Origin of the sequence: Caballeronia sp. J97 (genome assembly GCF_905220305.1) — a bacterium.
Classification (GTDB): Bacteria; Pseudomonadota; Gammaproteobacteria; order Burkholderiales; family Burkholderiaceae; genus Caballeronia.
The window spans coordinates 202,017-226,766 of the sequence record NZ_CAJMZL010000006.1 but is presented as its reverse complement, the minus strand read 5'-3'; the positions used below and the strand labels follow the sequence as shown (position 1 = coordinate 226,766).

Below are 24,750 nucleotides of genomic sequence, written 5' to 3'. Positions count from 1 at the left end.
CGGCGAGGGCGCCAGCGACAGCGGCAACACGAGCGCCAGCGTCACGCAAGAGCCGTGCATCGCTTCGAACGTGACGCCGCCCGCGCCGGCCAACACCGGCACCGATCTCGCATCGCTGTTCTGAGGAGCACGTCATGTCGATTTCGATTGCGAAACTCATCCGCGAGTTCATCTACAACGGTGTTGCCCTTGCCGACCCGGGTCCCAGCTTCACCCCCGACGATGTGCGCGATCTCTACTCCGCGCAGTACCCGGAGTTGACGACCGCGGCCGTCGATGGCCCGGCAATGGAAGGCGAGGTGATGCGCTTTACGTTCGTGCGTGCGGCCGGTGCCAAGGGCGTCCATGCGTAAGCGCGACCTGTTCAAAGCGCTATCCGATCCGGATCCAGCGCTCAACCATCAGAAGCCGCCCGAAAGGGCGGTTTTTTTTCATGACAAGGAGATCGCAGCATGTTCTTCGATCCTCGCCCGGCTGGTTCAGCGATCGCTGACGCAGGAGAGCAGTGGCAACCGCCACGCGTTGCCGCTGCCCGACACCAACCTGCCGATGATTTTCTGACGCTGCCGGCCGTCTCTCACGATGTTCCCGCCAAAGCGGTCATGCAGTGGGGCGCATCGCCCGATCTGGCCGTGCTCGCTCAGGCGCATTTCGCGTCCGGTCCATTGCGCGCGCGTGATGTCCCGGTGTTTCAAAGCGCCGGCGACGCACTTGCGCGGGGCTTCTTCGGCTTCGTCAACCGCCACCGGACCGACTGGCGGCGGCTCGAGGTCGATTTCACGCTGTGCGACGTCGAAGCGGTGCGCGAGCAGATCCAGTACCACTACGACGCGCACGAATTCACGCCGACCTCGTCGTTGTACCTCGGCGTCGAGAACGACGGCGAGCAGCTCTGGCAACTGGGTGCGCGTGCCGGCGAGTTGCGTCGTGTGCATCCTCGCCTTCTGCAGACGGTGCTGGTGCTGATCAACCGGGCCTCGAGCCGCACGGTATGGATTCGCACGCCAGACGAGTTTCTCGGCATGTTCGCCCAGTTCTACTGGGATGGGGATCCCCATGCGGAGGACAAGGAAGTGCGTGAGGTGCTCCAGGATCGTTTCGGCGAAGAGGAAGATGCCATCGAGCATTACCTCCCCTCGACGGTGCGCGCTGAGCTTTGTCCGGCCGACATGGATGTGGGTGCCTGGTCGCCCGCCAAGGGCCGATGGTTGCCCAGCGCGGCACTCGGCATCGCTGCCTTACGCCGCATTCGACGCTTCCAGTGCGGCTGGGTTCGCCGGCTCTGCCGGGAACTCGAAACGCTGACGTTGCTGCTGCGCCGCGCCGGAAACCGTTCGCTCTTCGATTATGGCGTTCGACCGGAAAGCATCTATCCGGCGTGTTCCGTGATTGCGCAAGACAACGATCACATCGGCGATCTGCTCGACAGCCACTACGAGTACTTCAACTCGGGTGGGGACGGCTCGGTCTATCTCGGCTTCGTGCCCTTCGCGGAGTCCTCCGACGAGATTCGCCAGCAGTACGCGGATTGGGCGCTCGGGCTTTCCATTCTCAATAGTGTCGATCGCGTGCTCACGCTCGTCACACACTAACCCTTCAAGGTGACGTATGAAATTGAACCTCGGGCCCGGACAGGGCGCGCAGGTCGCAGCGAGTTGCGCGATCGTGTTGTACGCGCAGGAAGGCGGGCAGACGGTGTATGGCACCGTTCATCCGATTAGCCGCAATGACAGCAGCGATAGCACCAGCGATGAGGCGCGTTCCTCGATCGGTGCGGGACGGCCGATCGATCGTGCCGCGTTGCTCAGTTGCCTCAATGAGCTGGCGGCCAATACGGCGCCGCGTGCGGAGTTCTTGCCGGAGACGGTGCTCGCCGTCAGTCAGAGCGCGGTCACCTGGTGGTGCAGACCGGGCTTGCGGCGCGTTTTCTTCGATTGTCAGGAATTGGGCAAACGCACCGCGATCGTGCCGCACCCGGGACTGGTGTTCCACGCAGCGTCGAACGGATTCAGCGTGTTCGCGCTGCAGGAGGACAGCCGCCCGTCGCCGGAATCGACGCTGCACGAACCGCCTTACTTCAACACCTGGGATCTCGGAAAGATTTGTATCGGAACCGCCCACGTGCCTAAGCGCATCGACATTGCGTCGATCGCCGGCTGGGAGAGCGGCTTCTTCGAATCGGCGTTCACGCACCCGAATCACGGGGGCAAGCGCGTGAACCATCCGAAGGGTGAGTTTGCCTTCTGGCAAGCGATGCTCGATGGCCAATACGCCAGTGCCTTTCCGAAAGAACTTCTTATCCCCATGAACAAACCCCTCGGCGATCTGATCCGCGGGAAACTTGGAGCTTGATATGCACACCGCAATGAACGCAGCAGATCTGGCGTTGCAGCGTTCGTTTCCCGCCGTCATGGTGCCCCGGCGCGAGCCGGTGGCGCCGATGCAGGTGTTCGGGGAGCGATTGCTGATCGCCGCTAACGGCGTGTTTCTGGAAGTCAATCAGCCTTGGCTGTCGTTGGTGCGACGCATTGCGTCGTACGCCGTTCCCACCGCCATTCCCTATGGCGACGTTGCCGAGTCCACGCGGCTTGTCTGCGAGCACTTTCCGGCATCGCTCGTCGGGGACTTCGCGTGCATGGCCCGCGAGGCCTCGCCCAATGAGACCGGTGCATGGATCGTATGGAATCGTGAGACGGAGCAGTTTCGGCTGGCTCCCGTGACGATCCTGTCGCATTCGGGGGCGGCGCTCCGCTATGAGCCGCCGACGTTGGGCGCCAACGAGGTGCGAGTGGTGGACTGTCACTCGCATGGTCTGCATCCGGCGTTTTTTTCGAACACGGACGACGCGGATGACCGGCACGAGATCAAGTTCTCGCTCGTGATCGGCAACTGTCTGTCGGCGACGCCTGGCATGGCGCTGCGTCTATGCGCGAAAGGCATCTTTGAGACCGTGGAACGCGTACCGGCAGCGTGGTATGCAGCCGTGAAAGCGGCGCTGGCAACGATCGTAACGGAGGCGGCATGAACGGCGTTCTGCGTCATCCGTTGCCGGCGTGCATGGTCGAGCGAGCCTGGCGCGTGATTGTGGTGGGTGCGGGCGGCACGGGCAGTGCCGTGCTACCCAGTCTCGCCCGGCTGCACCATGCCATGCTGGAACTGGGGCATGAAGGCGGCATCGAGTGCACCGTCTACGACGATGACCGGGTGAGCCCGACCAATGTCGGACGGCAGGGCTTTTATCCGAACGATGTGGGCGAGTACAAGGCGTCGTTGCTCGTCAATCGCTTGAACATGCTCATGGGCACGAACTGGCGAGCCGAGACGACACGCTTCACCCAAAGCGTGTCCTGCTACAACGTCGACCTGGTCATCGGTTGCGTGGACACGCGCGCGGCTCGCCGCGCGATTGTCGATGCGACCAAGTCCTGCAATCTGTACTACCTCGACTGTGGCAACGACACGGATCGAGGGCAGGTCGTTATCGGGCAGGCGGAGCCGGCTGGCTTTCAGAAGGTGAAGAAAGCGAATCCGGAACGTCTGCCGCACGTCGGCCAGTTGTTTCCGGAACTCGTCGACCCATCGTTCGATGCGAAAGACGAGACGCCTTCGTGCTCGATGTCCGAGGCGCTGCGCAAGCAGTCATTGGTCATCAACCAGGCGATCGCGGTACAGGCGTTCAATCTGCTCTGGACGATGTTCAGGACGGGCACGATTCCGTTTTCAGGGGTCTTCGTGAATCTGAAAACGGGGCGTACGAACCCGATACCCCTTGATCCTGCTGCATGGGCGCGCTTCGGCTATGACCCGTCGAGGCCGCCCGAGAAGAAAGCGAGAAAGAGCCGCAAGGCCAAGCTCGCGGCCTAGATGTCCTCAAGGATGCCGACTCCCGCAAGGGGTCGGCATTTTTTATGGTGCCTGCGCTGCGCTGCGCTATACGCATGTGCAACACCTTTTCCAACTTCATCTTCACAAAGGAAACGAGATGAAAAAGCGTAGTAACTGGTTCTGTGGCGGCGCTCAGGCGCAATTCGGCAATGATGTTTCGGGCATCGCACGATGCATGGCTATCGCGCTCGCGGCCATCGCCATCGCGATGGCGCATCGCCTGCTCGGTTATGAGTTCGCGCACGAAGGCCTTCGGGCTTGGGAGGCAGGAATCTGGACGGCGCTGCCTTCGACGCTCGAGCACGTGCTCGCTGCGTTCGGCGTGCTGTCACTTCCGGTTCTGCCGGTGTGCTGGACCAAGCCGACGACGCGTCAGCGGATGCTCGCCTGCGTCATCGGCGGGGTTGCGTATTTCCTGCTGACGACGCTCGGCTGGGACTACCAGCAGTATCGCGCCACGCATGACCCGGCGCAGCTTGCTCAGATGGCGGGGGATGTCGTCGGAATCGTTTCGGCGGCGTACTGGCTCACGCGCGCGCGGGTCGTTGATTCGCTTTATCGCCTCGCCTGACGGCGGGCGCGTCTGGCGGCTGGATCACAGCCGCTTTTTTTACCCCTGCGGGACAGCCCTGCAAGGGTTGCTCCGCACCATACATCGGAGCAAATCATGGGTTCTTCGATTCTCACGGGCAAGCGCGCGGCCGCCTTTCAGAAGGCGGATGGCGAGTGGATTTACGTGTTGTTCGAGCGTGGCTACGAGTCGAACGTGTATCCGCACCAGGACAACTGGTCGGCGGTGGCGTTCGGCAATTACGCCGACGTCATGCGCCGGGTGTTCTCGCATGCCGCAAGCTGCGAAGGTGGCATGCTCAGAAGCAAGACGGGCTCGATCAAGCCCGAAAATTTCATCGCAAGCTGGCAGCGAGAGCTTGCCAAGCCGTTCACGCTCGCGGATCGGCGAATTACGCTGTCGTCTTCGAGATCGATGTATGCAGCGGTGCCGGAATCGCAATTCGACGCAGTGCGGCTGTCGTTGATACGGTCTGGTTTCGAAATGCAAGCCGAGAAACTGGCGGTCGGCAGTCTCGAGGTCTCACTGCACGCGGACATCGAACTCTTGCTGTCCATCTACGGTCACCGCGGGCCCCTCAGCATCTGGCACATCCTCAAGGAATACGACAGCGGTACGGTGCAGATTGACGTTCCGGTGCCGTCGGCATCGAAGACGGCGATGGATCGGATGCCCAAGTTGCGGTGCCATGCGATCGACAACGAAAATCGGTTGGTCGCAATCGGTTCTGCTGCTTGGCGGCACGCCGGCTGGCAGTACAACGCGGTTGGCTCGTTCATCACGGAGGTCGCTTATCCGATCGAGATGGAGGCGCCCGGATTCGCGAAGAAGGCGATCCCGGCTTTCCGCGAGGCGCTACGCAGTGCGACGCCCATCCCGTCGGCCACTCGAATCACCGTGACGCGATCGCCCGAGGGCGAGGACCCATGGCGGGTTCGACGCGCGGATGAGTTGGCTCAGAAGCTCGGAATCGTCGGCGATGGCGACGCCGCGCCGGACGTTTTCAGCTTCGCGTTCGGCGATCTGCTCCAACGAGAAGACACCGACGAGCTGCTGTACGCGGTGGGTGGGCTGAGCGACGCGCAAACGCTGTGGGACGTGCCGCGCGAAGCGGCCATGCCGCAGCCCGAGTTCTTTGCCGCCGAGTCGCAAATGTCGCTTTGCCTCGCCTGATTCTTGATTCGCAGCGCCACGCTCCCGCAAGGGGGTGTGGCGCTTTTTTTGTGAGCTCAAAGGGCGCGACATGGCGAAGCAGCGCCAACAGCACGGTCGGCGCGTTGCTCTTGCTGCAATAGGCATCCACGCCTGCCGCGACGCCCTCCTTGACGATGTCTTCCTCGAGGAGCGAGGTGTGGGCGATGATGGGAACCAGGCGCATGCGCGCGACCTATCTGATCGCGCGGGTGACGTCAAAGCCGTTCTGGATCGGCATCTCGATGTCAACCTTGACGATATGAGGAATCCAGCGGCCAATAAGCATGAAGGCATGCGGCGTCCACGGTCCGTGCCTCGAAACCCTCCGCTTCGAGCACGGCCTGCAGGGCGTCGGCGACATTCTGATCGTCGTCCACGATCAATGCGCCGATGGGCGGGGCGACCGGCGAGAAAGCTCGCTGGGTCTAGAGCGGTGGTGGGGTCAACGGAGCGGCGGGCTTCTGAACGGGGCCTCATGCCCAGCGCCCTACAATGTGGTCTCTCTCTCGTTCGTCACGGCTCTTGGGTTTCGCCGTTGAAAGAGATAGCAAAATCGCGATGTTTCCGATCTTCGGCGCGCCGTCTGTTCCTTAGACTATCGTCATTCCCCGCGCTTCCTGCGCATCGACCTACCCCTCCAGCGTGCTGGAGGCCCAGCTTCTCTCCAGCCGTCGTTGACGGCAATCTTCTGGCGATCCTCGTTGATCGCCTTTTTTCGTCCCCTTGGGAGCCAATCCCAATGGGAGACGGCTCCCTTTTTTTTAGGAGCTGTCTATGCCTCGCAATCTCGCACCTGTCGTCATGGTTTCCAGCAACAACGGTTTCATGGCTAATCAGCGTGTCGTCGGCCAGGACGTCGAGGCCAGTCCGCCGCAGCACTACACCGGTCGAATCAGTTCGGTGTGGAGCGACGGTACGGCCATCGTGAATTGGGACTATGCGCTCAATGCACAAGCCGAGCGGCATCTGGTGCAGAGCGGTCGTGTCAGACTGCATCACCTCAACCGAGCAGCCTCGTAGGCCCCTTTGAAAGACGCGTCCAGGGCAACTTGCCTGGACGCCGTTTCTTCGTTTCCGATCCTTTTCCCGCTGGGGGTCTCCCATCGCGGGCGACGCCCTGCCTTTTCTCAGGAGTTGCCCATGTTCCCGGTGATTAAACACGCTCTCAGCAGTCTTGCCTGGTACGCCAAGCAGGATGCTGAAGCCTGGAAGATGCTGTCGTTTCTCGTCGGCGTCGTGTCTGTCTCGATCTTTGCATCAGTCACTCACTGACGCGCGTCGCTTGCAGTTCTCGTTGTTCTCTCTTCCCTATGGGGCAAACCAGCCCTTCGGGGATGGATTGCCCCACTCTCATTCGAGGCGATCCATGTTCAAGTTACTCTGCTACGTCATGCTTCTTTCGGCGCTGACTGGCTGTGCTACCGCTGACTTCGGTTCGCCGAATACGTACCAGCGATACGACGTTCAGCACCTCGGTCAGTTCGAACAGGCAACCATCCTGCGAGTGCGTCCGATCACGATCAAGAACACGTCTGACACGTCGGGTATCACGTCGATCGTGAGCGCCGCAGCTGGCGCCTTCTTCGGCTCGCAGGTGATCGGCAACGGTCGCGGCCGCTACATCGCCGGAGCCTTATCCGGCTCCGCTTCGGGACTGGTCGCTCAGCGCGTCAGTTCGGTCATGTCGCGTCACAGCGGCGTGGAAGTCTTCCTTCGCCGCGCCAACGGGACAACCGTGGTGGTGACGCAGGTCGATGACCAGCAGTTTGTTCCAGGTCAGCAAGTCTTTCTCGTCTCCAGTGGGTCCGGCTACCGGATCACCCATTGATCCCTTATGTCGCTGCTTTCTTGATCGCTGCGGCATCACCTCACCCGCTAGGAGCTTTTAGATGACTCGCTATGAGTTGGTTTGCAACGGACGTACGAACGGCTGGAACCCGTCAACAGATGATGTCAACGCGGTGAACTTCTACGGGATGCGTCCGGTGGAAGTGGCGGCGCAGGCAGGCAACGTCGACGAGTTCACGGCAATCGTCTCGCATCCGGATTTCGATCCAACGGGCGCACGACCGCACTACTTCGCGGAAGTCGGGCGTCTGAGCGATGACTACGGCGACGCGCATGTTGCGCGGCTGAAACCAGAGCTCGCGGCCTATAAAGCGCGATTCCTGAATTCACAGGCCTCGTAGTCAATTTCCCTTCGCGCGGTGCAAACCGCGCTCAACCGTTGCGGGGCAGGCTCCCCGCAAAGGGACCTGCCTCGTCATTGCCGAGGCAATCATGAAATTTCCCCGAGTTTTTTACGCGGACCGCAGCAGCGCCAACTCCGGCGCCAAAGCGGCTCTCCAGCGACACGCAACCCGCGTGTTGCGACGTGTCGCGCACGATTTGCGGCTCGGTGCGAATGCACACCAAATCGTCGCCGATTCGCGCCGTGGCACTTCGACGGTGCGGGTGTCGCTGCGTACCGAGACGCTGTTTGTAGATGTGGCCGAGCGTCACTGTGGAACGGGCGTGGCGTTGAGTTTCAGAACTCGCCGCGGTCGTTTTGACCTCACTGGCGGCGGTGAAAACTACGTCTCCTTGAAGCAGCTTGAAACCCCAGGCGGCTATCAGGCGATGCTGGAAGGCCTGCGTCTGGCCGGCGGCATCGACCTGAAGTGCGGAGTTCGCCGATGAAGCTGGCAAAAGTGAAGGTGGAATACACCTGCGGGCTGACGCTAGTGGACAAGGTAACGCTGGACGTTGCAACAGGCGCAGTCAGCTTGCCGCCGCGCCTTCGAGCATTGATGGCAGAGATGGAAAAGTCGGAATATCCACCTGCGATCGTGCTCGATTACCGAGGCCGCGATCTCTCTGTGCGACTCACGGACGACGGTGCTTTCTTTATCGATCTACTGCCGGAGCCGGATGAGGGAGTTGTCCAGCACCTGAAACACTCTCTGAGCTTCCCGACTGAGAATCAACGGCAGCAAAACGCTCGCTATTTGCATACCCTGTCGGCGGCGTCGCTTGGTGGCGCCGTGGCGCTGTGGCATTCGACCAGAACCTGGGATGCGGCAGCCGTGGTCAACCTGACATGCCTTGTTGTTTTCGCGGTGGTATTATGGATTATCGGTTTTCGCCATATGGATGGAGGCAACTAAGATGGGAACCGGAATTTTTGTCTTGTGCATCGGCGCAGTGATCTCGGCGTATTTCCTGTGGAGCGGGAACAACGGTCAAAAACGCGATCGCGAACGCGATTGGGGCAAATGATTCGATGCAGCGCAAGCTGAGTCACACACACACTAAGCCGCACCTCTAGGGGTGCGGTTTTTTTTTCGTCCACCGTTTTGCGCGCCTGCGGGCGCGTTTTGCATTTAAGGAGCCCCATCATGCCTCAACCCATCACCGCCGCACTGCCGATCGGCATCAGCGCCGGCGGCACAGTCGACATCAAAGCGGTCGGGCGGCTGGACACCGAAGGCAAAACGGTGAATCAGGTCTTTTCTGAACTGAGCCGTTTTTTGTGCAAGACCGAGCTCGAACCGGAGTGGTTGTGTCCGGCCAACATGCTCGACGATGCCAACGAAGCCGTTCACGGCGCGCGCCATAGCAGGCGCTGGCCAGAGTCGTTCTCGCACGACCGGATCTCTGTGTCTGTGTGCACCGGCAATTCGGAAGGGTGGATCATCCACGTTGACTGGATTGGCCGCCGTTCGGCTGCCGATTCGATCGAGCGGACCCACGCCGTCATGCCGTTGCTGCGCGCGAAGGTCTTCTCCAGCGACCACGCGTGGTCGCTCGCGCGTCTGATGGCCGGTTTGCTCGACGCTGCTTAAAGCTTCCTCCCTTGCGCCACACAGGCGCACCCACCCTTGCCGGGCATCGACCCGACGAGGATCGATTGCCCGGCTCTTCTCTTGAGGCAATCGATCATGTACGCGCTTTCCTTCGCAGGCTTTTCCCCAGTCCTTCCGCACAATGCTCGAGGTGTTGAGCTTCTTGCGAAGCAACACTTTTGCCGCCGGCGTCGATGCAGCCGACATCTCCCTCGCTTTCTTCGGCCATCCCGTTTCCGTCACCCGTTTCAACGGCAGATTGACGGTACGCAGCCCCGGCACCGCGACCAGCATCTTCCTGTCGCTCCTTGATGAAATCGACGGCGCCTATTTCAGACCGTCTTTTGCCGCGCTGGTGCCGTGGCAGATCCGCCGCGAACATTGGCAACTGCTTTATCTCGCGTTCGATCTCGCTCGCGAGCCGCTGTATCTGTTCTCGTCCGACCAGGTGGCGCAAGCCAACGAGGAGGCGGGGAGGTCTGGCCGCCACCGTCTAAATCTCTTCGAGCTCTTGCAGCAAGAGAGCGAACGTCGTTTCGGATTCCGCTACGCAGGTCCGGTGGTGGAGGGCGGAGGCGGCCAGCGCAACGGCCGTCACGAGGTTCATGTGGCCTACGCGCTCGCCGCGGGCAAGCCCGTTCCGCAACCGGTGATCGATGACTACACCTCGTTGTCGAAGTTTGACTCGGACCTGCAGTGGGCCAAGCCGCTGCTTGCCGTGCTCGAACTGCGTGGTGCGCTGCCGTTGTCCAAGCTCGTGCCGCTCGCGAACGTGATGCGGCATTCGAAACAGGCGATCACGTCGGAGAATGCGGCGCTGCTGGTCATGCTCATGCGCTTGGCTCCTAACGAGCCTACTACCGTCGAAGTCGACGATCTGCTTTACGAGAGGGGCGTCCTAGAATCGCACCCGTTGCCAGAGTTGTACATGAAGCCGGTCGACATCGGACAGCCGTCATGCAAGTTCGCGGAAGTGCTCAGGCGCACGCTCGCCGATCACGCGCGTGACGGGCGCCTGGCTGAGCTCGACAATGCGCGCGCAGCCGGCACGTTGAGTAAGCGCGATATCGAACTCGGCAAGCAGTTGGCCATTCTCGATCACGGCAGGGCCACGCACACGTACGGCAATGGCCTCGCGAAAGCGATTCAGGCGGCCGACATGTCGTACCTGCTGAGCGTGCTCGATCGGCCTGACGATGCAAACCGCTCGACCAAGCAGGCGGTCCGCGAAGTGTTCGGCATCAAGCTCATCGGCGTTCGCGCCGCGTCGCGGCGCCGGGCGATCTTCGAGTTGGCGGGCATGGATTCGGTGCAGCAGGCCGAATGGGAGTCGCTTTCAGTGTCGCAGCGTGAGGCGCGGCGTGTCGCGCGTGAAATCGCTTGTGCCCGTGAGGCGGCTCAGATGTCGCGGGTCCGAACAGCAGATGGTGCTGTCCTGACCGGGGCCGAGTGGGTCGATCGCTCGATCGCGGAAGGATTTTCACAGATCGTCAGCGTCCGCCAGGGCACAAGTGTGCGTTACGCGCTCGCCGATCCTGTGCGCCATCTGCAGGTGTCGCTTCGCGCGACAGACGGCACGCTCGCCTACGCGCGCGCCTCGCTGGAACAGCGTGCCAGCTGACGACTTCTTTCTTTCAATACTTCCTTTTGACCAACCCGGCATTCGTGCCGGGTTTTTTTTGACCGTCGGCATGGCCACGGGCGGATAAGACACCCCAAAAAAGCGATCATTCCGCCGTTGCCCGCACCCACGTCTGCCTACACTGCATTCATCAACCGCGTCGCTGACGCATCGACCTCGCCGGCAACACGCCGGCGTTTTTCTCATCGCCGTATCTGCCCCTAGGGACCACGTCCCTACGGGCGTAGTCTTGATGGGGCTTCTCATTGGAAGCCTTCATGAAAGTCACCCCCGCACAACTCACTGAACTCCTCTCGCTGTACGTGCCGAAGCGCCTGCCGGTGCTCATCACTGGCCGCCCCGGCATTGGCAAGAGCGACATCGTCGAACAGACCGCGCAAGCGACTGATCACGAGTTGCTCATCAGCCATCCTGTGGTCGAGGATCCGACCGACTCGAAAGGGTTGCCGTTCCCCTCGGCCGACGGCACGACCGCCAAGTTCCTGCCCTTCGGGGATCTGGAGCGCGCGATGACCGCCAGACGCCCGCTCATCTGGTTCCTGGATGACCTGGGGCAGGCCTCGCCCGCCGTGCAAGCCGCCAAGATGCAATTGCTGCTCGCGCGGCGTGTCGGTGAACACGTGCTGCCGCCGCAGGTGACGTTTCTCGCGGCGACGAACCGCCGGACCGACAACGCCGGCGTGTCGGGCATTCTCGATCCGGTGATCTCCCGTTTCGCAACGGTGGTCGAGCTTGAGCCGTCGATCGATGGCTGGACGCAGTGGGCCGTGCGCGAAAACATCCCGCCCGCACTCATCGCGTTCCTGCGTTTCCGCCCAGACTTGCTGTCCGTGCAGAAGACCTCGCGCGACATCGAGAACGCGCCGAGTCCGCGTAGCTGGGGATTCGTGGCGAGAACCATGGATGTAGTCCCCAAGCATCTGGAGCACATCTCGTACGCCGGATCGGTGGGTGAGGGTGCGGCGACCGAACTCGTCGCCTTCCTGCAGATCTTTCGCGAGTTGCCGCAGCCGGACGCGATTCTACTCGCGCCCGACACGGCCATGATCCCGACAACGCCTTCGGCGCTCTATGCGATCGCGGCTGCGCTGGCTGCGCGCGCGACCGAGGCGAACTTCGATCGCGTGGCCCGCTACACCGAGCGACTGATCGATGAGGGCCATCGCGAGTTCGCGGCGCTGTTGGTGAGAGATGCTGTCCAGCGCTCGCCGCAGATCCAGAATTCGTATGCGTTCATCGCGGCGCAAGGCGGGGAGATCGGCAAGATCATCCGCGGCGAATAAGCCGGTTCACCGCTTCACCTTCTTAGCTTCACCTCTCGGCCCTGTCGCGTCTTCGGACGCGCAGGGCCTTTTTCTTGGCTTCATCTATTCCCTTTCTATACGGAGTTTTCTCATGGACATCACTTCTATCCAATCGAAGGTCATGCTGTGCTCGGTCACGATTTCCACCTGGGTTGCCCGCCGTTTCGACGGCAAGGTGACGGAGGAGGTTGAGAACAAGCACCACACGAAGGGCATCGGCAGATTCAATAAACGCCTGTTGCCCGAGCATGCGCCAAGCTTCGCGGAAGTCATGACGCTCGCCGGTCGCATCCGCTCCTACTTCTACGACCACACGCTGAAGTACGACCAGTTGGGCGTGCGGCTGCTGCCGACGATGGTCTACATGGACTTCGCCGAGAAAATGCGCTCGTTGAAAGACGAGTTCGACTTGGCGGTCTCCGTGTTCCTGACCGACTACCTGAACCTCAAGGAAGCCGCTCGCGCGGAACTGAATGGGCTGTTCAACGAGGCGGACTATCCGACCCTCGCTGAGCTGTCCACCAAGTTCGGCGTGAAGATGGCCGTGCTGCCGTTTCCCGACGCCAGCCAGTTCGGTGTCGAGTTGCCGGCGAATGTGCTGACCACGCTGAAAGGCGAACTGGACCAGCACGTTCTGGCTTCGATTTCGACGGCGAACGAGGACTTGGTGCGGCGTCTGTACGAAGCGGTGTCGCAGATGGCCAACCGCCTGTACGCGACGGGCAACGTCCGGCTGGACGTCGCCAACAACGTACGGGAGCTGTGCGCGCTGCTGCCGAAGCTCAACTTCTCGAACGACCCGCAGCTCACGCACATCCTCGAGCAGGCCAAGACGCACCTGACGGTGCACACGGGCGCGGAGTTGAAGGATTCGCGCGTGCTGCGTTCTCAGGTGGCCAGCAAGGCACAGGAGATTGAAGGGCTGATGGCCGCGTTCATGGGCATGCAACCGGAGCCGATGGAAATCGAATCGGAACGTTCGCAGCAGCTGCGCCTCGTCGCATAAGGGGGCGTCATGGACCGCAATACGTTGATGCTAGGCAATAGCGCGGTCGATCCGCGCATTGCCCGGCAGCGCACCGAGCTCGTGCTCTCGCATCCGTTCTTCGGCGCGCTCGCGCTGCGGCTCGCGGTGCGCGAAGATCCGTCGGCCAAGACGTTCTGGGTGGATGGCGAGACGATGGGCTACAACCCTGACTATCTCGATTCGCTGAGCGACCTGGAAGTGCGGGGCGTCGTGGCGCACCTGGTCCTGCACGTAGCCAACGGTCACTGCTGGCGTCAGGGCGCGCGCGATCCCGATCGGTGGAACGATGCCTGTGACTACGCGATCAATCCGATTGTCGTCGCTTCGCGGATGATTCTGCCGAAAGGCGCGCTGATCGATCCGCGCTATACGGGAAAGTCAGCGGAGGAGATTTACGGGCTGCTCACGCAAGAGGCCAAGCAAAAACAGCAACAGCCTCAGCCTCAGCCTCAGCCTCAGCCTCAGCCTCAGCCTCAGCCTCAGCCGCAAGCTCAGTCTCCACAGCCGCAGCCGGATCCGCACGGGCAGCAGCAACCGAGTCCGCCCAACCAACCGTCGCAGTCGAATGGGAAGCAGGGCGGGCAGCAGGCGCCGCAGCGAGGACAGCAAGCCGGGCAGCAGCAGGGCGTGCAACCGGATCTAACGCCATCGTCAAAGCCGGCCTCCTTCGGAGAAGTTCGACCCTACAAGGGGCCGGGCAAACCGGTGAAGGAAGCCGAGTGGAAGGTTGCCGTCACGCAAGCCGCGAAAGCGGCCGCGATGCGCGGCAAGCTGCCGGGCGAGTTGCAGGCGATGGCGGGCGAGGCGGTGCGGCCCGTCGTCGACTGGCGTGCGGTGCTGCATCGCTTCGCGCAACAGAGCTCACCGTCCGACTACAGCTTCGCGACGCCAAATCGCCGATATCTGCACCTCGGGTTCTACCTGCCCGCCCTGCACACGCCGGCGATCGGCGACGCAGTGTTCGTGCGCGACTCCAGCGGTTCGGTGTTCGACGAGACGCAGGCGCAGTTCGATGCGGAAATCCTCTCGGTTTTCCACTCGTTGAAACCGGCACGCCTGATCGTGATGGACTGCGATACGCGGGTCACCCAGGTGCAAATTTTCGAGCGGGGCGACTCGCCGGAAATCAAACCAGTGAAGGGCGGAGGTGGAACAGCGTTTTCCGATCCGTTCAACCGCGTGGCGCAAGACGGCATGAACCCGGCTTTCCTAGTCTATCTCACAGACATGGATGGGCGGTTTCCGGCGGTCGCGCCACATTACCCGGTGCTCTGGGCGTCGACCACGCCCTTAACGCGCGCCAGAAAAGCGCCGTTTGGCGAATCCATGGAGGTGATTTGTTAAACCCGGGCGGTGCCCGTAAATCTGCTGACGAACGAAGCCCGGCATGCCGGGCTTTTTTTATTCATGCGCCCCGCTTTTGCACTGAGCGATAGGGTTCACCGGATTTGAAACGAGCCAATCGGGCGTTTACGCCCTCCAGTTCGCCCAGTGTTGCTGCATGGACCTGACAGTCATACAGGCAGACGATCTTTTCCAACATCGCGAACGCGGCTTGGGAGGTCACGATCCATTTCTTCCTTGCGCGGCCCTTATCGTAGACCTCGGTCATCGCCCGGTTGGCAGCAAGCAGCCTTTCCTGCCCCAGCCTGCAGCGCCAGTGTGTCTGCGCTTGAGCGGGATAGCGGCAGCAGTCGCTTTTTGTCCATCTGCGCGCGCATCGCCTGAGCAGAACGTTTGAATGGGGCAGACGGGGGCATATCGAAGGGTTCGGTGATTTGTGACGTCCTGCGTGGCGGCATACGCGATGGGCCAATATAGCCAACCCATAACGCAGGTCGGACCGACTGTTCCGGCGAAAGCGATATGTTTTTCGCGGTCTTTGTCGCTTGGCAGCGCTATCTGGATAGCTCTGGTCCGGTCTTGATGCGGAGCAAGCGTTTTTGCATCTTAGGGGCGATCTTAGTACGCCAGTTCTAGTCATCGAAAGCCGCACAATTTGACGCCTCTTTCAGCACCCGCGCGCGCTCGGCAACACGAACAATATTCGACATGTTAGATCGCGCACTGAGCATCGCATGTCCGACACTGCCGACAATCATCTGCTGAAGCTGCGTCCGCTCGAAGCGGAAGCAGTGCGCATGTTTTTTCGGGCGCTGGCGCCGCTGCGCGAACTCCTGGATGCGCCTGACCTCGCGGAAATCATGATCAACGATTACCGCAATGTGTGGGTGGAGCGTCGCGGCGTGATGACGCGGGAGAACGTCGATTTGCGACCGGAGCACCTCGAAGGCGCGATTTACTCGCTCGCCTCATCGGTTGAGAAGTCGGCGAAGGCGGGCAGTGACAAAGGGATTATCAACGCAGGTCACCAGAACTTGCGTATTGCCGCCGTCATGAGCCCGACCTCCATCGACGGCCACGCGCTCAGCATCCGGAAGCATCGCGAATCGAAGCTCGCACTCTCGGACTACGTCAGCATGGGCGCGTTCGCGGCCGGCAACGCGCGCCCGGAGTTCGCCGAGGCGATTCACTTCGAGGCAGGCATCGAGAACGAGGCGCTGATGCGCGCGCTGGTTGCGCTCGTTCAGTCCCGCAAGAATGTACTGGTCGCAGGGGGCACCTCCGCGGGCAAGACGACGTTTCTCAACGCCCTCATCGAACAGATTCCCGCTGACCAACGTGTCATCTCGATAGAAGACACGATGGAGCTGAAGCTGCACGTGCCGAACCGCGTCCGGTTGCTGTCGAATGCTGACACGAACGTGACGACCCAACTGCTCGTCGCGCTGTGTCTGCGTTTCAGGCCGGACCGCATCATCGTTGGGGAAGTGCGCGGCGGCGAGGCGTACGACCTCCTGCAGGCACTCAACACCGGGCACGACGGCGGCCTGGCCTCGATTCACGCTAACAACGCGCGCAGCGCGCTCAGCCGCCTCGAATCCCTCGCCATGCTCGGCATCCCCAACGGCTCGCGCTGGGAGTTGGAGGATATGCGCAAGAACATTGCCGATTGCTTCAACTACGTCGTGCATTTCAAACGCACCGGCGAGATGCGGCACGTCTCCGAGATCCTCGAAATCCGGGGCTTCAAAAATGACGATTACGACCTACAACGCGTTTTTTAACGGGAGCATCACAAATGAAGGGGAAGAAGGTTTTGATTCACGCCGCTACGGTTGCCAAACGACTGCTTCCGGGCAAGTCGATGCTCGTCGGCGCCTTGCTGAGCGGCGTATCGATGGCCGCAATGGCTGCCGGCGACTACTCGTCGCTCACAGGCCTGACCGACATCATCTGCACGATCAGCAACCTGATCAGCGGCCCGTACCTGTATGGGATCGGCATCGTGCTGATCACGGTCGGCGGCGTCGCGGTCGCGAACACCGAAAGCAATATCGCCAAGACGTTCTCGGTGGTACTGATGGGTCTTGGTATCGCCTCGGTGGCGGTGCCGATCATGCGCGATCACTTCCATATGGCTGTCGCCTGCTGAGATGCGCCAGCACAAAGTGAGTCGCGGGCTCTCGCTGCCACGCCAGATGGGCGGCGCAGACCGGGGTCTGGCGATCTTCAACGGCACGCTGACGGCGCTGCTCTGCTACACGAGCTGGAGCCCCGCGTTCCTCGTCGTGGGCGTCCTCGTGCATGTGTTCCTGCGCTGGAAAAGCTCGACCGACCCGTGGTGGCGCATCGTCATGCTGGTCTATAACCGGTATCCGGACGTCTACGAGCCGGGCCCGAGCAAGAAATTCAGTGCGCGCTTCAAGCGGCCCTACGGATTCGATCAGGATCTTCAATGCTGAAAATGATGTTCACCAAGCGCGCGGTGCAGGAGATCGCGCCGTGGGCGACGCTGGTGACGCCCGAACTCGTGCTCAATAAGGACGGGTCGCTGCTGACCGTGTTCGAGTTCGAAGGTATCGATGCGGATTCGCCGAATCCGGGCGACATCACGGCCGCCCGCGACAATCTGGATCACGCCTGCCGCAACTTCGATCATCGGGTGACGGCGTGGTGGCGCATGTCGCACCGGCGTGTGAAGGGTGGAATCGACGGCACCTTCTCCTCGGCGGCCGCCGCGCGGATCGATGCGATCAATCAGGCGAACATCGGCAGCGGCAAGTATTTCAAGAATTCGCATTCGCTCGCGCTGGCGTTTACGCCCGAGACGGGTATGTCACGGATCTTCGACAAGATCAGCTACCACATGACCGTGGGCGGCAAGAATCTGTTCGTTGCGATGTTCGAAGCCGCCAAAGACACGATTCTCGCGCGCAGCGCCTTCGCGTTTGACCTCACGAGAATCCAGAACGAGATCAAGCGCTTCGAGTCCGTCATTGACGGGTTTGTGGGCGGCGTCACGCGCCTTAACATGAAGCGCCTCCAGCTGCAGCACATCCTGTCGTTCCTGCATCAGCGGGCGAATCCCTCCAGCCCCAAGCGCCGGGTGCGCTATCCGGTCACGATGCTCGACACGCATCTGACGGAGACGGAAGTGACGATCGGCGCGACCGAACTCATGTTCGAGTCGGCACATGGCAAGGTGTACGCGCGCATCATCGGCGTGAAGGAGTGGATGGGTTTTCAGGAGGCCGCCCTCGACGTGCTCGCGCAGGTCGACGCGGAACTGGACGTCTGCGTGATGTTTCGCTTTCTCGACACATCGCGCGCGAGCGGCTACATCAAGAAGATCCGGGGTTTCTACAAGGTCGCGGCGTTCAATCCGGTCGCGATCCTGAAGCAGTGGGCAACGAAGGAAGAGCAGAAAAACGACGAGGGGCGCGAGCTGCTCGCCAAGGAAGCCGGCGACGCGCTCGCCAAGCTGGACGCCGAAGGCCAGCAGTACGGCTTTGCCAACATTTCCGTGGTGGTGTACGGCAACACGTCCGAAGAGTGCGAGGACGCGACGCGACAAGTCGTCGGCGTGATCGGCAACGCCGGATTCGGCGTGATTCAGGAAAAGACGAACCTCTTCGCCTCGTGGAGCGCGACCCTACCGGGCCGTTGGGATCAGCAAAAGCGCCTGCAATTCGTCGAGACACCCGCGGTTTCCGACATCGCGCCGCTGTGTAGCGTCGGCGAAGGCAAGACAGTCAACGACTGGCTGACCGAGCAGTCCGGCACAAAAACCGGCCCGCTGACCTGCCTGCCGACCCGCCATCGGACGCTGCAGTATTTCGATTTGCACCACCCGGGCGGGAAAGCCCACCTGCTCGTGGTGGGGCCGATTGGCGGCGGCAAGTCGATCTTCCTGAACTATCTGATGGAGCAGACGGAGCGTCACGGTGCGCGCCGTGTCCGCTTCGACAAGGATCGCTCGACGCGCATTCCGACACTGCTCGCCGGCGGTCGCTTTATCGATGCCACCGGCCGCTTCGAAGCGGCAACCTCCGTCAATCCGCTCTCGATGATCGGCGACGAAAAGCATTGGTCGTATGTGGCGGACTGGGTGCAACTCGTCATCGAAGGCGAGGACTACACCTGCACACCGCAGCAAGAAACGGAGATTTACGAGCGCATCCGCACGCTCGCGATGGGTTACCCGCCTGAGACCTGGCGGCTCTCGGGCCTGATCACGCTGCTGTCGGCCGACCTCCGCGATCGGCTGTTCGTGTGGACGGAAGGGCAGAAGAACGGCCGCTTCTTCGACCACGTCGAGGACGGCTTCACGATCTCGGACAACCTGTCGATCGAGATGGGGGACCTGTTCCAGAATTTCCCGGTCGCCGCCGCCCTGTTCATGGACTACGCGTTCTACCGCATCGCGCAGATTCTGGATGGCAAGCGCTACACGGTGATCGAGATCGAGGAGGCGGGCTTCTTCTTCACCTACCCGAAGTTCTACGCGCGTCTGGAAATCTGGGCGGTCACGATCCGCAAGCTGAACGCCGCACTGCTCATGGCCACACAGTCGCTCGGGCAACTCGCGCGGGTGCCGAACTTCGAGATTCTCAAAGAGAACATCCCGAACATCATCTACCTGCCCAACAGTGACGCGATCAACAACCAGTCGCTCTATCGCGACATTTTCGGACTGACCGCGCATCAGATCCGAATGATCTCCGATGCGGTGCCCAATCGCGACTATCTATGGGTCACGGCTACCCAGACCCGCATGCTGCAGGCCCAGTTCCCGAAGGAAGCACTGGCGTACCTGCGCTCGGATGGGCGCGCACAGGCGCTCCTCGACAAGCACGTGAAGTCCGGCAGTGCCCAGTGGCAACAGGACTACGTGCGCGACGTTCTCGCCAACGCATAACCGACAGACCAGGGCTCGATCGAGCCCAAACGAAGGCTACCGCTATGATGAAAAAACTCATTCGCTGCATCGCCGCTACGGGCGTACTGACGCTCGGCCTAATCCAACACGCGAACGCGAACCTGCCCGTCTTTGACGCGTCAAACTTCATTCAGAACACGGCCACCGCGATCGCAGCCGTGAAGGGCGAGGCGTATCAGGACAGCAACCTGATTTACCAGTATCAGATGATGCTCAACCAGCTTAAGCAGGCGACCAATCTGGATCCGACCGCGATGCTGGCGCAGTTCAAGAGCATCACGAGCGATATCGCGGACCTGTCGAAGTACACCGATGTGCTGAAGGATCTGTACGGCGGCCTGCAGAGCAATGCCGAATATGCCAGCAAGGTTCAGGCGCTGATCACCCAATCGGGCAAGACGACTGAGCAGTGGTTCGCCGATCAAAACACCCTGCTGCAGAACAACGACAAGACAGCCAAACAGCTTTTTCAGCAAGGCAACGACGTCATTTCTCACGTCAGCACGCTTGCCAAGCGCCGTCAGGAGATTCAGGATCAGTTGAACATGTCGCCGACGATGGAGGCGACCGCCCAATTGACCACGCACATGCTGGACATCATTTCGAGCCAGAACGGTGACCTGATCAGCATGATGGCCGCCAAACAACGCAGCGACGCGGTCAAGGATTCGGCCACGGTTGCCGAGCAACAGGCGAACAACTCCGCGAAAGCTGCCCTAAAGGCCCAGCAGGACCGAGAACGGGCCGCATTTGAAGCGCAGATCGGCTCGTCTAAGACATTGGGGCAATAATGACGCGCCGGGTCATGATGATACTTCGTGCGCTGTGCGTGGCGCTCGCGATCTTCTGCGGCGCGATTGGTTCGTCGAGCGTCGCGGTCGCACAAGCGGAAAGCGCGACGACGGGCTCGGACGCGCCCGCAGGCTCGGCAGGCGCTGCGGCGCTGCAAAGCAAACCCGGGGAATTCGCAAACGGCGCGACGCAAGCCGCCGAACAGATTCGCGTACTGCTGGGCTCGCTCATTCCGTCCGCCATCGCGACAAGCGCGGGGGTGATGAACGAGGCGAATAAGTTCGCGTGGGGCTTGGGGGTCATTTCGCTTGTGCTCGTCGGGGTCCGCTTTGCCGGGACCCATCACCCGGTCTCGGCCTGGGTTAATCTGTTCGAGGAAGTTGCGATCCTCGGGATTTTCGTTGCTTTGTATCTTGGCTACACGACCACCGCATCAGGCTTCTGGACATGGTTTGAGCAACTCGCGGCGAATATCAGCGGAGGCAATAACGGCAGCACGGGCGCTGCGATGGCAAAACTGGCGGGTACCATTTTCGAGGCCATCAAAAGCAAGTTTGGCCTCGGCAGTTTGTTGAATCTCGGCGGCACGCTTGCCGACATCTTTGTCCTCGTGCTGGCCGCCTTTTTCATGTGCCTGGCGTCGATTGTCTTCGTGTACTTCTCGGCGGTCGGTCAAATCCAGGCCGCGATCGGCATCGTGCTCGGACCGATCGCGCTCGCGCTCGGATTCTCGTCTTATACGCGAAATTATTTCGTGAAATGGCTCGACTGGATGATCAGCGCGGGCATGTACGTGGTCATCGTCGCGATACTGATCAAGCTGGTCGGCAACTCGATCACGAACGCGGTGACAGCCGCGACAAATGTTGGCGGGAGTACGACCGTAAATGGCGCATATGTTTTCGATCTCTCGATTTTCATCCTCCTGCTGTCGTTCGAGATTCCGAAGCTGGCGACGATCTTCGGCGGTGGCGCCAACGCGACCGGCACCGGCGCGCTCAAACTCCTCAGGGGAGCGCTGTAATGGGCGTGCTGCACGAACCGATCGCGGTCGAAGCGCTTTTCACGGCGCACCAGAAGCGCATCGAGCTGGTTCGTCAATGCGCCAATGAAAGCACCGAGACGGAATTTGCCCGAAAGTGGGTGGCGGTGCTTCGCCGGTGTGCGAAATGGTTCTCCTCGATGCCGCTCACGCCGGAATTGCATTGCGAGCCGGGGGGCGCATTCCGGGCCACGATCGAGTCGACGTTCTACGCCATGCGCTTGGCGGGCGGGCAGAAGTTCGCCGCGGATCTGACTTCTGACAAACGCCGAAAGCTTGAGCCGCAGTACAACTACGCTGTGTTTCTGGCGGCCGCGTGTTCGCTGCTCGACGAGCCGTTCCGTCACTTCGAGTTTGTCCGGCAGTCAGACCGCGAGAAATGGAACCCGGCAGCGCATGGGGCGTTCGGCGCTTGGATCGGAGCGGGACAGTACGCCGTTGAGCGGCGCGTGGCGCCCCTGAGGAACGAACGGATGCGCACGGCGATGTTCGCGCAGACCGTCACCACGCCCGAATTGCTTGAAGGGCTCGACACCGCGGTGCTTTCGGACTTGTTCAACGCGATCAACCCCGAGCGCAGTCCGCAAGGGTTCGAAGCGCTGGTGCATAAGGTCGTGCGCCAGGCGATGGACGTTTCGGTGGACTTCGAGCAAAAGGCGCAGCGCGCGGTGTTCGCACCGGTGAAGTTCGACGTTCCGTCTGCGGTGTACGTGGCGCTCGCGCTGGAGCCACAGGTCGTTGTGGCCGCGCCGCAGAGCCCTGCGACGCCGGTGCCTCCGGCGACTCCGTGGGCTGCGCCGAACGTACCCGCGTCCAACGTGAACCCGGCGCCGCCCGGCGCTGGCCCGCAACTTTCTCAATCGTTGCTCGATGCGTTGGAGCGTAGCGAAGCACAGGCCGTTTCAGCGGCCTCGATTGAACCCGCTGGCCAAGCCGCCGCGCAGGACCTTGCTTCTCCGCCGCGTCCCGCGCCTGTCGATCCTGCGGCTGCCGGTGCGCCTACGCGCAGCAGCGCGTCTCCCAAGTTCGGCCCAACGGATGAACAGTTGAACGAGGTGCTGGGTCCGGGCGCGGCAATGATGAAAGAGTTCTTCAAAGCATTGGCGGGCGATGTGGCGACCGGAAAGGCGAAAGTGACGTGGGAGGAGAAGGGGCTGGCGGTACAGAAGCGGCTTGTGGGCGCATACGGCATGACCAGCGACACGCTAGTCGAGCAACTCAGAAAGCGCAGCCTGCTCCTACGTGCACATGGCAATGACATCTGCATCGTCGAGCGCGCGGGGCGTCTGATCATGGAGCGGCCAACAGCGTGAGCTACGTCAATCATTTCCGACCGATCTACGAGTTCAGGCCGTTTCTGATCTGGCCGGCCGTGATCGTGGGGCTCCTTGTCTCGGGCATGCCTTCCGCGTGGGCCTTTGCGCTTGCCGGCGTTGCGTTCTGGCTGATTCGCGGGTATCAGGTCTGGAAGGCACTGAGCTTCCGGATGGCGATTTCAACCAAGTGGCTCAGCAAGATCCATATCGACACGCTGCTTGCCACGCAGCAGGTCATGAAGAAGCAAGAGGACTCGATGTACCTCGGCACCGGCTTCGAGTGGACGCAGAAGCACACGCAGATCGCCCACGAAATCCTGCGCATGCCGGTGACCGACATCCCCTCGTTACCGAAGTGGCTGTCGAAAACGGAGATTGGGCGCACCGTCGAGGCGCGTATTGAGAAGCTGTTCGGGCCGACCGACAGTATTCGCGATCGGATGCCGCAAGGCTCCTCGTGGATCCACGGCATGGAGCCGAAGAAGGTCCGCGTGCCGTTTCACTACAAGGCGATGGGCGGCCATACGCTGGTGGGCGGCACGACGGGCGCGGGCAAGACCCGCACCTACGAGGTGATTTCGACCCAGGTCATCCACAACCCGAAAGACGTGCTCATTATCGTCGATCCGAAAAACGACGATGAGTGGAAAAAGCGTGTCGAGAAGGAGTGCGCGCGGGCCGGCCGGAAGTTCCTGTACTTCAACCAGGCCAAACCCAACGAGTCGATCCGCCTCAATCCCCTCGAAAACTGGTCGCAACCCTCAGAAATCCCCTCGCGCATCGCGCAGTTGATGGATGAGGGACCGTTCCGCGATTTCGCGTTCCTCTTCATCGACCGGGCGGTCAAGGGCGAGCTGTATGTCGGCGACAAGCCGAACCTGCGCTCGATCCTGAAGTACGCGCAATCGGGTATCGGCACTTTGCTCGAACGCTGCCTGCGCCGCTTCTTCGTTGAAAACGGCGTGCCGAACTGGGAAGAGCTCACCGTGGCCGCCACCGTCAAAGATGCGCAACGCCGCAACGACGTTTCAATGACCGATGGCATGGCCAAGCTGTATCTGGACCGATTTGCCGCGCACGACAAGGGTCATGAGACGATCGATGGCCTGATTGCGACCCACACGCACGACCGCGAGCATTACATGCGCATCATCGCGTCGGCATTGCCGCTGCTCCAGATGCTGGCCACGGGCGAAACCGGCTTGATGCTCGCGCCGAAGGCCGACGACTTCGAGGACGAGCGCGAGATCTGGGATATCGACAAGATCATCAAACAGAAGGCGGTCTTGTACATGGGGCTGGATTCGCTGTCGAACAACATCGTGCAGAAAGCGATCGCCTCAATGGCGCTCTCAGATGTCGCGGCGGTGTGCGGAGCGATCTACAACTTCTACGCTGAAAAGCCCGACGTCGTGCTCATCATCGATGAGATCGCGGAGGCGATCAACGAACAGGTGATCCAGATCCTGAACAAGGGGCGCGGGGCGGGGTTCAAAGCGTTCGTCGCCTTCCAGGCACGGGCCGACCTCGAAGCGAAACTTGGAAACGCGGCGAAAATGCTACAGGTTTTAGGAAACCTTAATAATCAGGTGGTCTTAAGATTGGAAGACTCGGATACCGCCAAGTGGTTCTCGGACAAGGTCGGGGAGACGGCGATCCGGGTGGTCAACGTGTCGAACAGTACGAATACCACGACCGAGGCCCATGCGCTTGAGTTCAGCGGCTCGCAATCGCGCTCGCTTCAACTCGAGAAGGTGCCGCTGATTCCCGTGCGGCTGATCCACAGTCTGCCGAATTTGCAGTACTTCATGCGCATCTCGGGCGGTGCCGTGTACCAGGGTCGGATTCCCATCATCGAAGGCTAAAACTC

28 protein-coding genes are annotated in these 24,750 nt (G+C 61.3%); 26 read left to right on the top strand and 2 right to left on the bottom strand.

The genetic code is table 11. The features are described from left to right. Positions 1 to 134 precede the first annotated feature (134 nt). The 7 genes from U4Y90_RS12135 (at position 135) to U4Y90_RS12105 (ending at position 5,629) form a co-directional block, all read left to right on the top strand. Entirely contained in the window at positions 135 to 353 is a 219-nt protein-coding gene (locus U4Y90_RS12135) for a PRTRC system protein C (RefSeq protein ID WP_321794807.1), read from the top strand. Between the two features lie 99 nt (positions 354 to 452). Continuing rightward, positions 453 to 1,592, top strand: coding sequence for a PRTRC system protein F (locus tag U4Y90_RS12130; RefSeq protein ID WP_321794806.1), 1,140 nt, complete (start codon positions 453 to 455; stop codon positions 1,590 to 1,592). 16 nt (positions 1,593 to 1,608) lie between these two features. Beyond that, on the top strand, positions 1,609 to 2,352 hold the full coding sequence (locus tag U4Y90_RS12125) for a PRTRC system protein B (RefSeq protein WP_321794805.1): 744 nt from the start codon (positions 1,609 to 1,611) through the stop codon (positions 2,350 to 2,352). 13 nt (positions 2,353 to 2,365) lie between these two features. Next, positions 2,366 to 3,025 carry a PRTRC system protein A gene (locus U4Y90_RS12120; RefSeq protein WP_321794815.1) on the top strand — a complete coding sequence of 220 codons (660 nt, stop codon included), beginning with the start codon at positions 2,366 to 2,368 and terminating at the stop codon, positions 3,023 to 3,025. Next, a complete protein-coding gene (locus U4Y90_RS12115; protein WP_321794804.1) occupies positions 3,022 to 3,864 on the top strand; it encodes a PRTRC system ThiF family protein in 843 nt (280 codons plus the stop codon). The genes U4Y90_RS12120 and U4Y90_RS12115 overlap by 4 nt, the downstream gene beginning before the upstream one ends. Before the next feature lie 118 nt (positions 3,865 to 3,982). Then, the gene (locus U4Y90_RS12110) at positions 3,983 to 4,456 is read left to right on the top strand and encodes a hypothetical protein (RefSeq protein WP_321794803.1); all 474 of its coding nucleotides are present in this window, start codon (positions 3,983 to 3,985) and stop codon (positions 4,454 to 4,456) included. A 96-nt stretch (positions 4,457 to 4,552) separates the two neighbouring features. Continuing rightward, positions 4,553 to 5,629, top strand: a complete 1,077-nt coding sequence (locus U4Y90_RS12105; RefSeq protein WP_321794802.1) for a hypothetical protein — start codon at positions 4,553 to 4,555, stop codon at positions 5,627 to 5,629. 266 nt (positions 5,630 to 5,895) lie between these two features. Here the strand turns inward: U4Y90_RS12105 and U4Y90_RS12100 are convergent, their stop codons facing one another. Then, complete coding sequence (locus U4Y90_RS12100) at positions 5,896 to 6,027, bottom strand: hypothetical protein (RefSeq protein WP_321794801.1); 132 nt, start codon at positions 6,025 to 6,027, stop codon at positions 5,896 to 5,898. 397 nt (positions 6,028 to 6,424) lie between these two features. On the opposite strand from U4Y90_RS12100, the gene U4Y90_RS12095 reads away from it, so the two are divergent. The 11 genes from U4Y90_RS12095 (at position 6,425) to U4Y90_RS12045 (ending at position 14,791) form a co-directional block, all read left to right on the top strand. Beyond that, positions 6,425 to 6,670, top strand: a complete 246-nt coding sequence (locus tag U4Y90_RS12095) for a hypothetical protein (protein WP_321794800.1) — start codon at positions 6,425 to 6,427, stop codon at positions 6,668 to 6,670. Positions 6,671 to 6,790: 120 nt separating this feature from the next. After that, the gene (locus tag U4Y90_RS12090; RefSeq protein ID WP_321794799.1) at positions 6,791 to 6,922 is read left to right on the top strand and encodes a hypothetical protein; all 132 of its coding nucleotides are present in this window, start codon (positions 6,791 to 6,793) and stop codon (positions 6,920 to 6,922) included. 94 nt (positions 6,923 to 7,016) lie between these two features. After that, the gene (locus U4Y90_RS12085) at positions 7,017 to 7,478 is read left to right on the top strand and encodes a hypothetical protein (protein WP_321794798.1); all 462 of its coding nucleotides are present in this window, start codon (positions 7,017 to 7,019) and stop codon (positions 7,476 to 7,478) included. A gap of 61 nt (positions 7,479 to 7,539) precedes the next feature. Continuing rightward, a complete protein-coding gene (locus tag U4Y90_RS12080) occupies positions 7,540 to 7,839 on the top strand; it encodes a hypothetical protein (RefSeq protein WP_321794797.1) in 300 nt (99 codons plus the stop codon). A gap of 91 nt (positions 7,840 to 7,930) precedes the next feature. Then, positions 7,931 to 8,329 (top strand): hypothetical protein, encoded by a 399-nt coding sequence (locus U4Y90_RS12075; RefSeq protein ID WP_321794796.1) that lies wholly within the window; start codon positions 7,931 to 7,933, stop codon positions 8,327 to 8,329. Continuing rightward, positions 8,326 to 8,796, top strand: a complete 471-nt coding sequence (locus U4Y90_RS12070) for a hypothetical protein (protein WP_321794795.1) — start codon at positions 8,326 to 8,328, stop codon at positions 8,794 to 8,796. Before U4Y90_RS12075 ends, U4Y90_RS12070 begins: the two co-directional genes overlap by 4 nt. Positions 8,797 to 9,027: 231 nt before the next feature. Beyond that, positions 9,028 to 9,474 carry a hypothetical protein gene (locus U4Y90_RS12065; protein ID WP_321794794.1) on the top strand — a complete coding sequence of 149 codons (447 nt, stop codon included), beginning with the start codon at positions 9,028 to 9,030 and terminating at the stop codon, positions 9,472 to 9,474. 163 nt (positions 9,475 to 9,637) lie between these two features. After that, the gene (locus U4Y90_RS12060; RefSeq protein ID WP_321794793.1) at positions 9,638 to 11,095 is read left to right on the top strand and encodes a hypothetical protein; all 1,458 of its coding nucleotides are present in this window, start codon (positions 9,638 to 9,640) and stop codon (positions 11,093 to 11,095) included. A 278-nt stretch (positions 11,096 to 11,373) separates the two neighbouring features. Next, positions 11,374 to 12,399: an ATP-binding protein gene (locus U4Y90_RS12055; protein WP_321794814.1), complete on the top strand. Its 1,026-nt coding sequence runs from the start codon at positions 11,374 to 11,376 to the stop codon at positions 12,397 to 12,399. A 112-nt stretch (positions 12,400 to 12,511) separates the two neighbouring features. Then, the gene (locus U4Y90_RS12050) at positions 12,512 to 13,426 is read left to right on the top strand and encodes a hypothetical protein (protein ID WP_321794792.1); all 915 of its coding nucleotides are present in this window, start codon (positions 12,512 to 12,514) and stop codon (positions 13,424 to 13,426) included. Positions 13,427 to 13,435: 9 nt separating this feature from the next. Next, a complete protein-coding gene (locus U4Y90_RS12045) occupies positions 13,436 to 14,791 on the top strand; it encodes a DUF2201 family putative metallopeptidase (RefSeq protein ID WP_321794791.1) in 1,356 nt (451 codons plus the stop codon). 61 nt (positions 14,792 to 14,852) lie between these two features. On the opposite strand, the gene U4Y90_RS12040 is transcribed toward U4Y90_RS12045, so the two are convergent. Continuing rightward, positions 14,853 to 15,059 (bottom strand): hypothetical protein, encoded by a 207-nt coding sequence (locus U4Y90_RS12040; RefSeq protein WP_321794790.1) that lies wholly within the window; start codon positions 15,057 to 15,059, stop codon positions 14,853 to 14,855. Positions 15,060 to 15,525: 466 nt separating this feature from the next. On the opposite strand from U4Y90_RS12040, the gene U4Y90_RS12035 reads away from it, so the two are divergent. The 8 genes from U4Y90_RS12035 to traD are packed head-to-tail and all read left to right on the top strand — an operon-like array spanning position 15,526 to position 24,745. Next, entirely contained in the window at positions 15,526 to 16,575 is a 1,050-nt protein-coding gene (locus tag U4Y90_RS12035; protein WP_321794789.1) for a CpaF family protein, read from the top strand. 14 nt (positions 16,576 to 16,589) lie between these two features. Continuing rightward, a complete protein-coding gene (locus U4Y90_RS12030; protein ID WP_321794788.1) occupies positions 16,590 to 16,943 on the top strand; it encodes a conjugal transfer protein TrbC in 354 nt (117 codons plus the stop codon). Positions 16,944 to 16,989: 46 nt separating this feature from the next. Then, positions 16,990 to 17,253, top strand: a complete 264-nt coding sequence (locus U4Y90_RS12025) for a conjugal transfer protein (protein WP_415749330.1) — start codon at positions 16,990 to 16,992, stop codon at positions 17,251 to 17,253. Beyond that, entirely contained in the window at positions 17,247 to 19,709 is a 2,463-nt protein-coding gene (locus U4Y90_RS12020) for a type IV secretion system protein VirB4 (protein WP_321794786.1), read from the top strand. The genes U4Y90_RS12025 and U4Y90_RS12020 overlap by 7 nt, the downstream gene beginning before the upstream one ends. 44 nt (positions 19,710 to 19,753) lie before the next feature. Continuing rightward, positions 19,754 to 20,521: a type VI secretion protein gene (locus tag U4Y90_RS12015; protein ID WP_321794785.1), complete on the top strand. Its 768-nt coding sequence runs from the start codon at positions 19,754 to 19,756 to the stop codon at positions 20,519 to 20,521. Positions 20,522 to 20,535: 14 nt separating this feature from the next. Then, complete coding sequence (locus U4Y90_RS12010; RefSeq protein WP_321794784.1) at positions 20,536 to 21,546, top strand: type IV secretion system protein; 1,011 nt, start codon at positions 20,536 to 20,538, stop codon at positions 21,544 to 21,546. Then, positions 21,546 to 22,877: a TraI domain-containing protein gene (locus U4Y90_RS12005; protein WP_321794783.1), complete on the top strand. Its 1,332-nt coding sequence runs from the start codon at positions 21,546 to 21,548 to the stop codon at positions 22,875 to 22,877. The genes U4Y90_RS12010 and U4Y90_RS12005 overlap by 1 nt, the downstream gene beginning before the upstream one ends. Beyond that, a complete protein-coding gene (gene traD / locus U4Y90_RS12000; protein ID WP_321794782.1) occupies positions 22,874 to 24,745 on the top strand; it encodes a conjugative transfer system coupling protein TraD in 1,872 nt (623 codons plus the stop codon). The genes U4Y90_RS12005 and traD overlap by 4 nt, the downstream gene beginning before the upstream one ends. Positions 24,746 to 24,750: the final 5 nt, after the last annotated feature.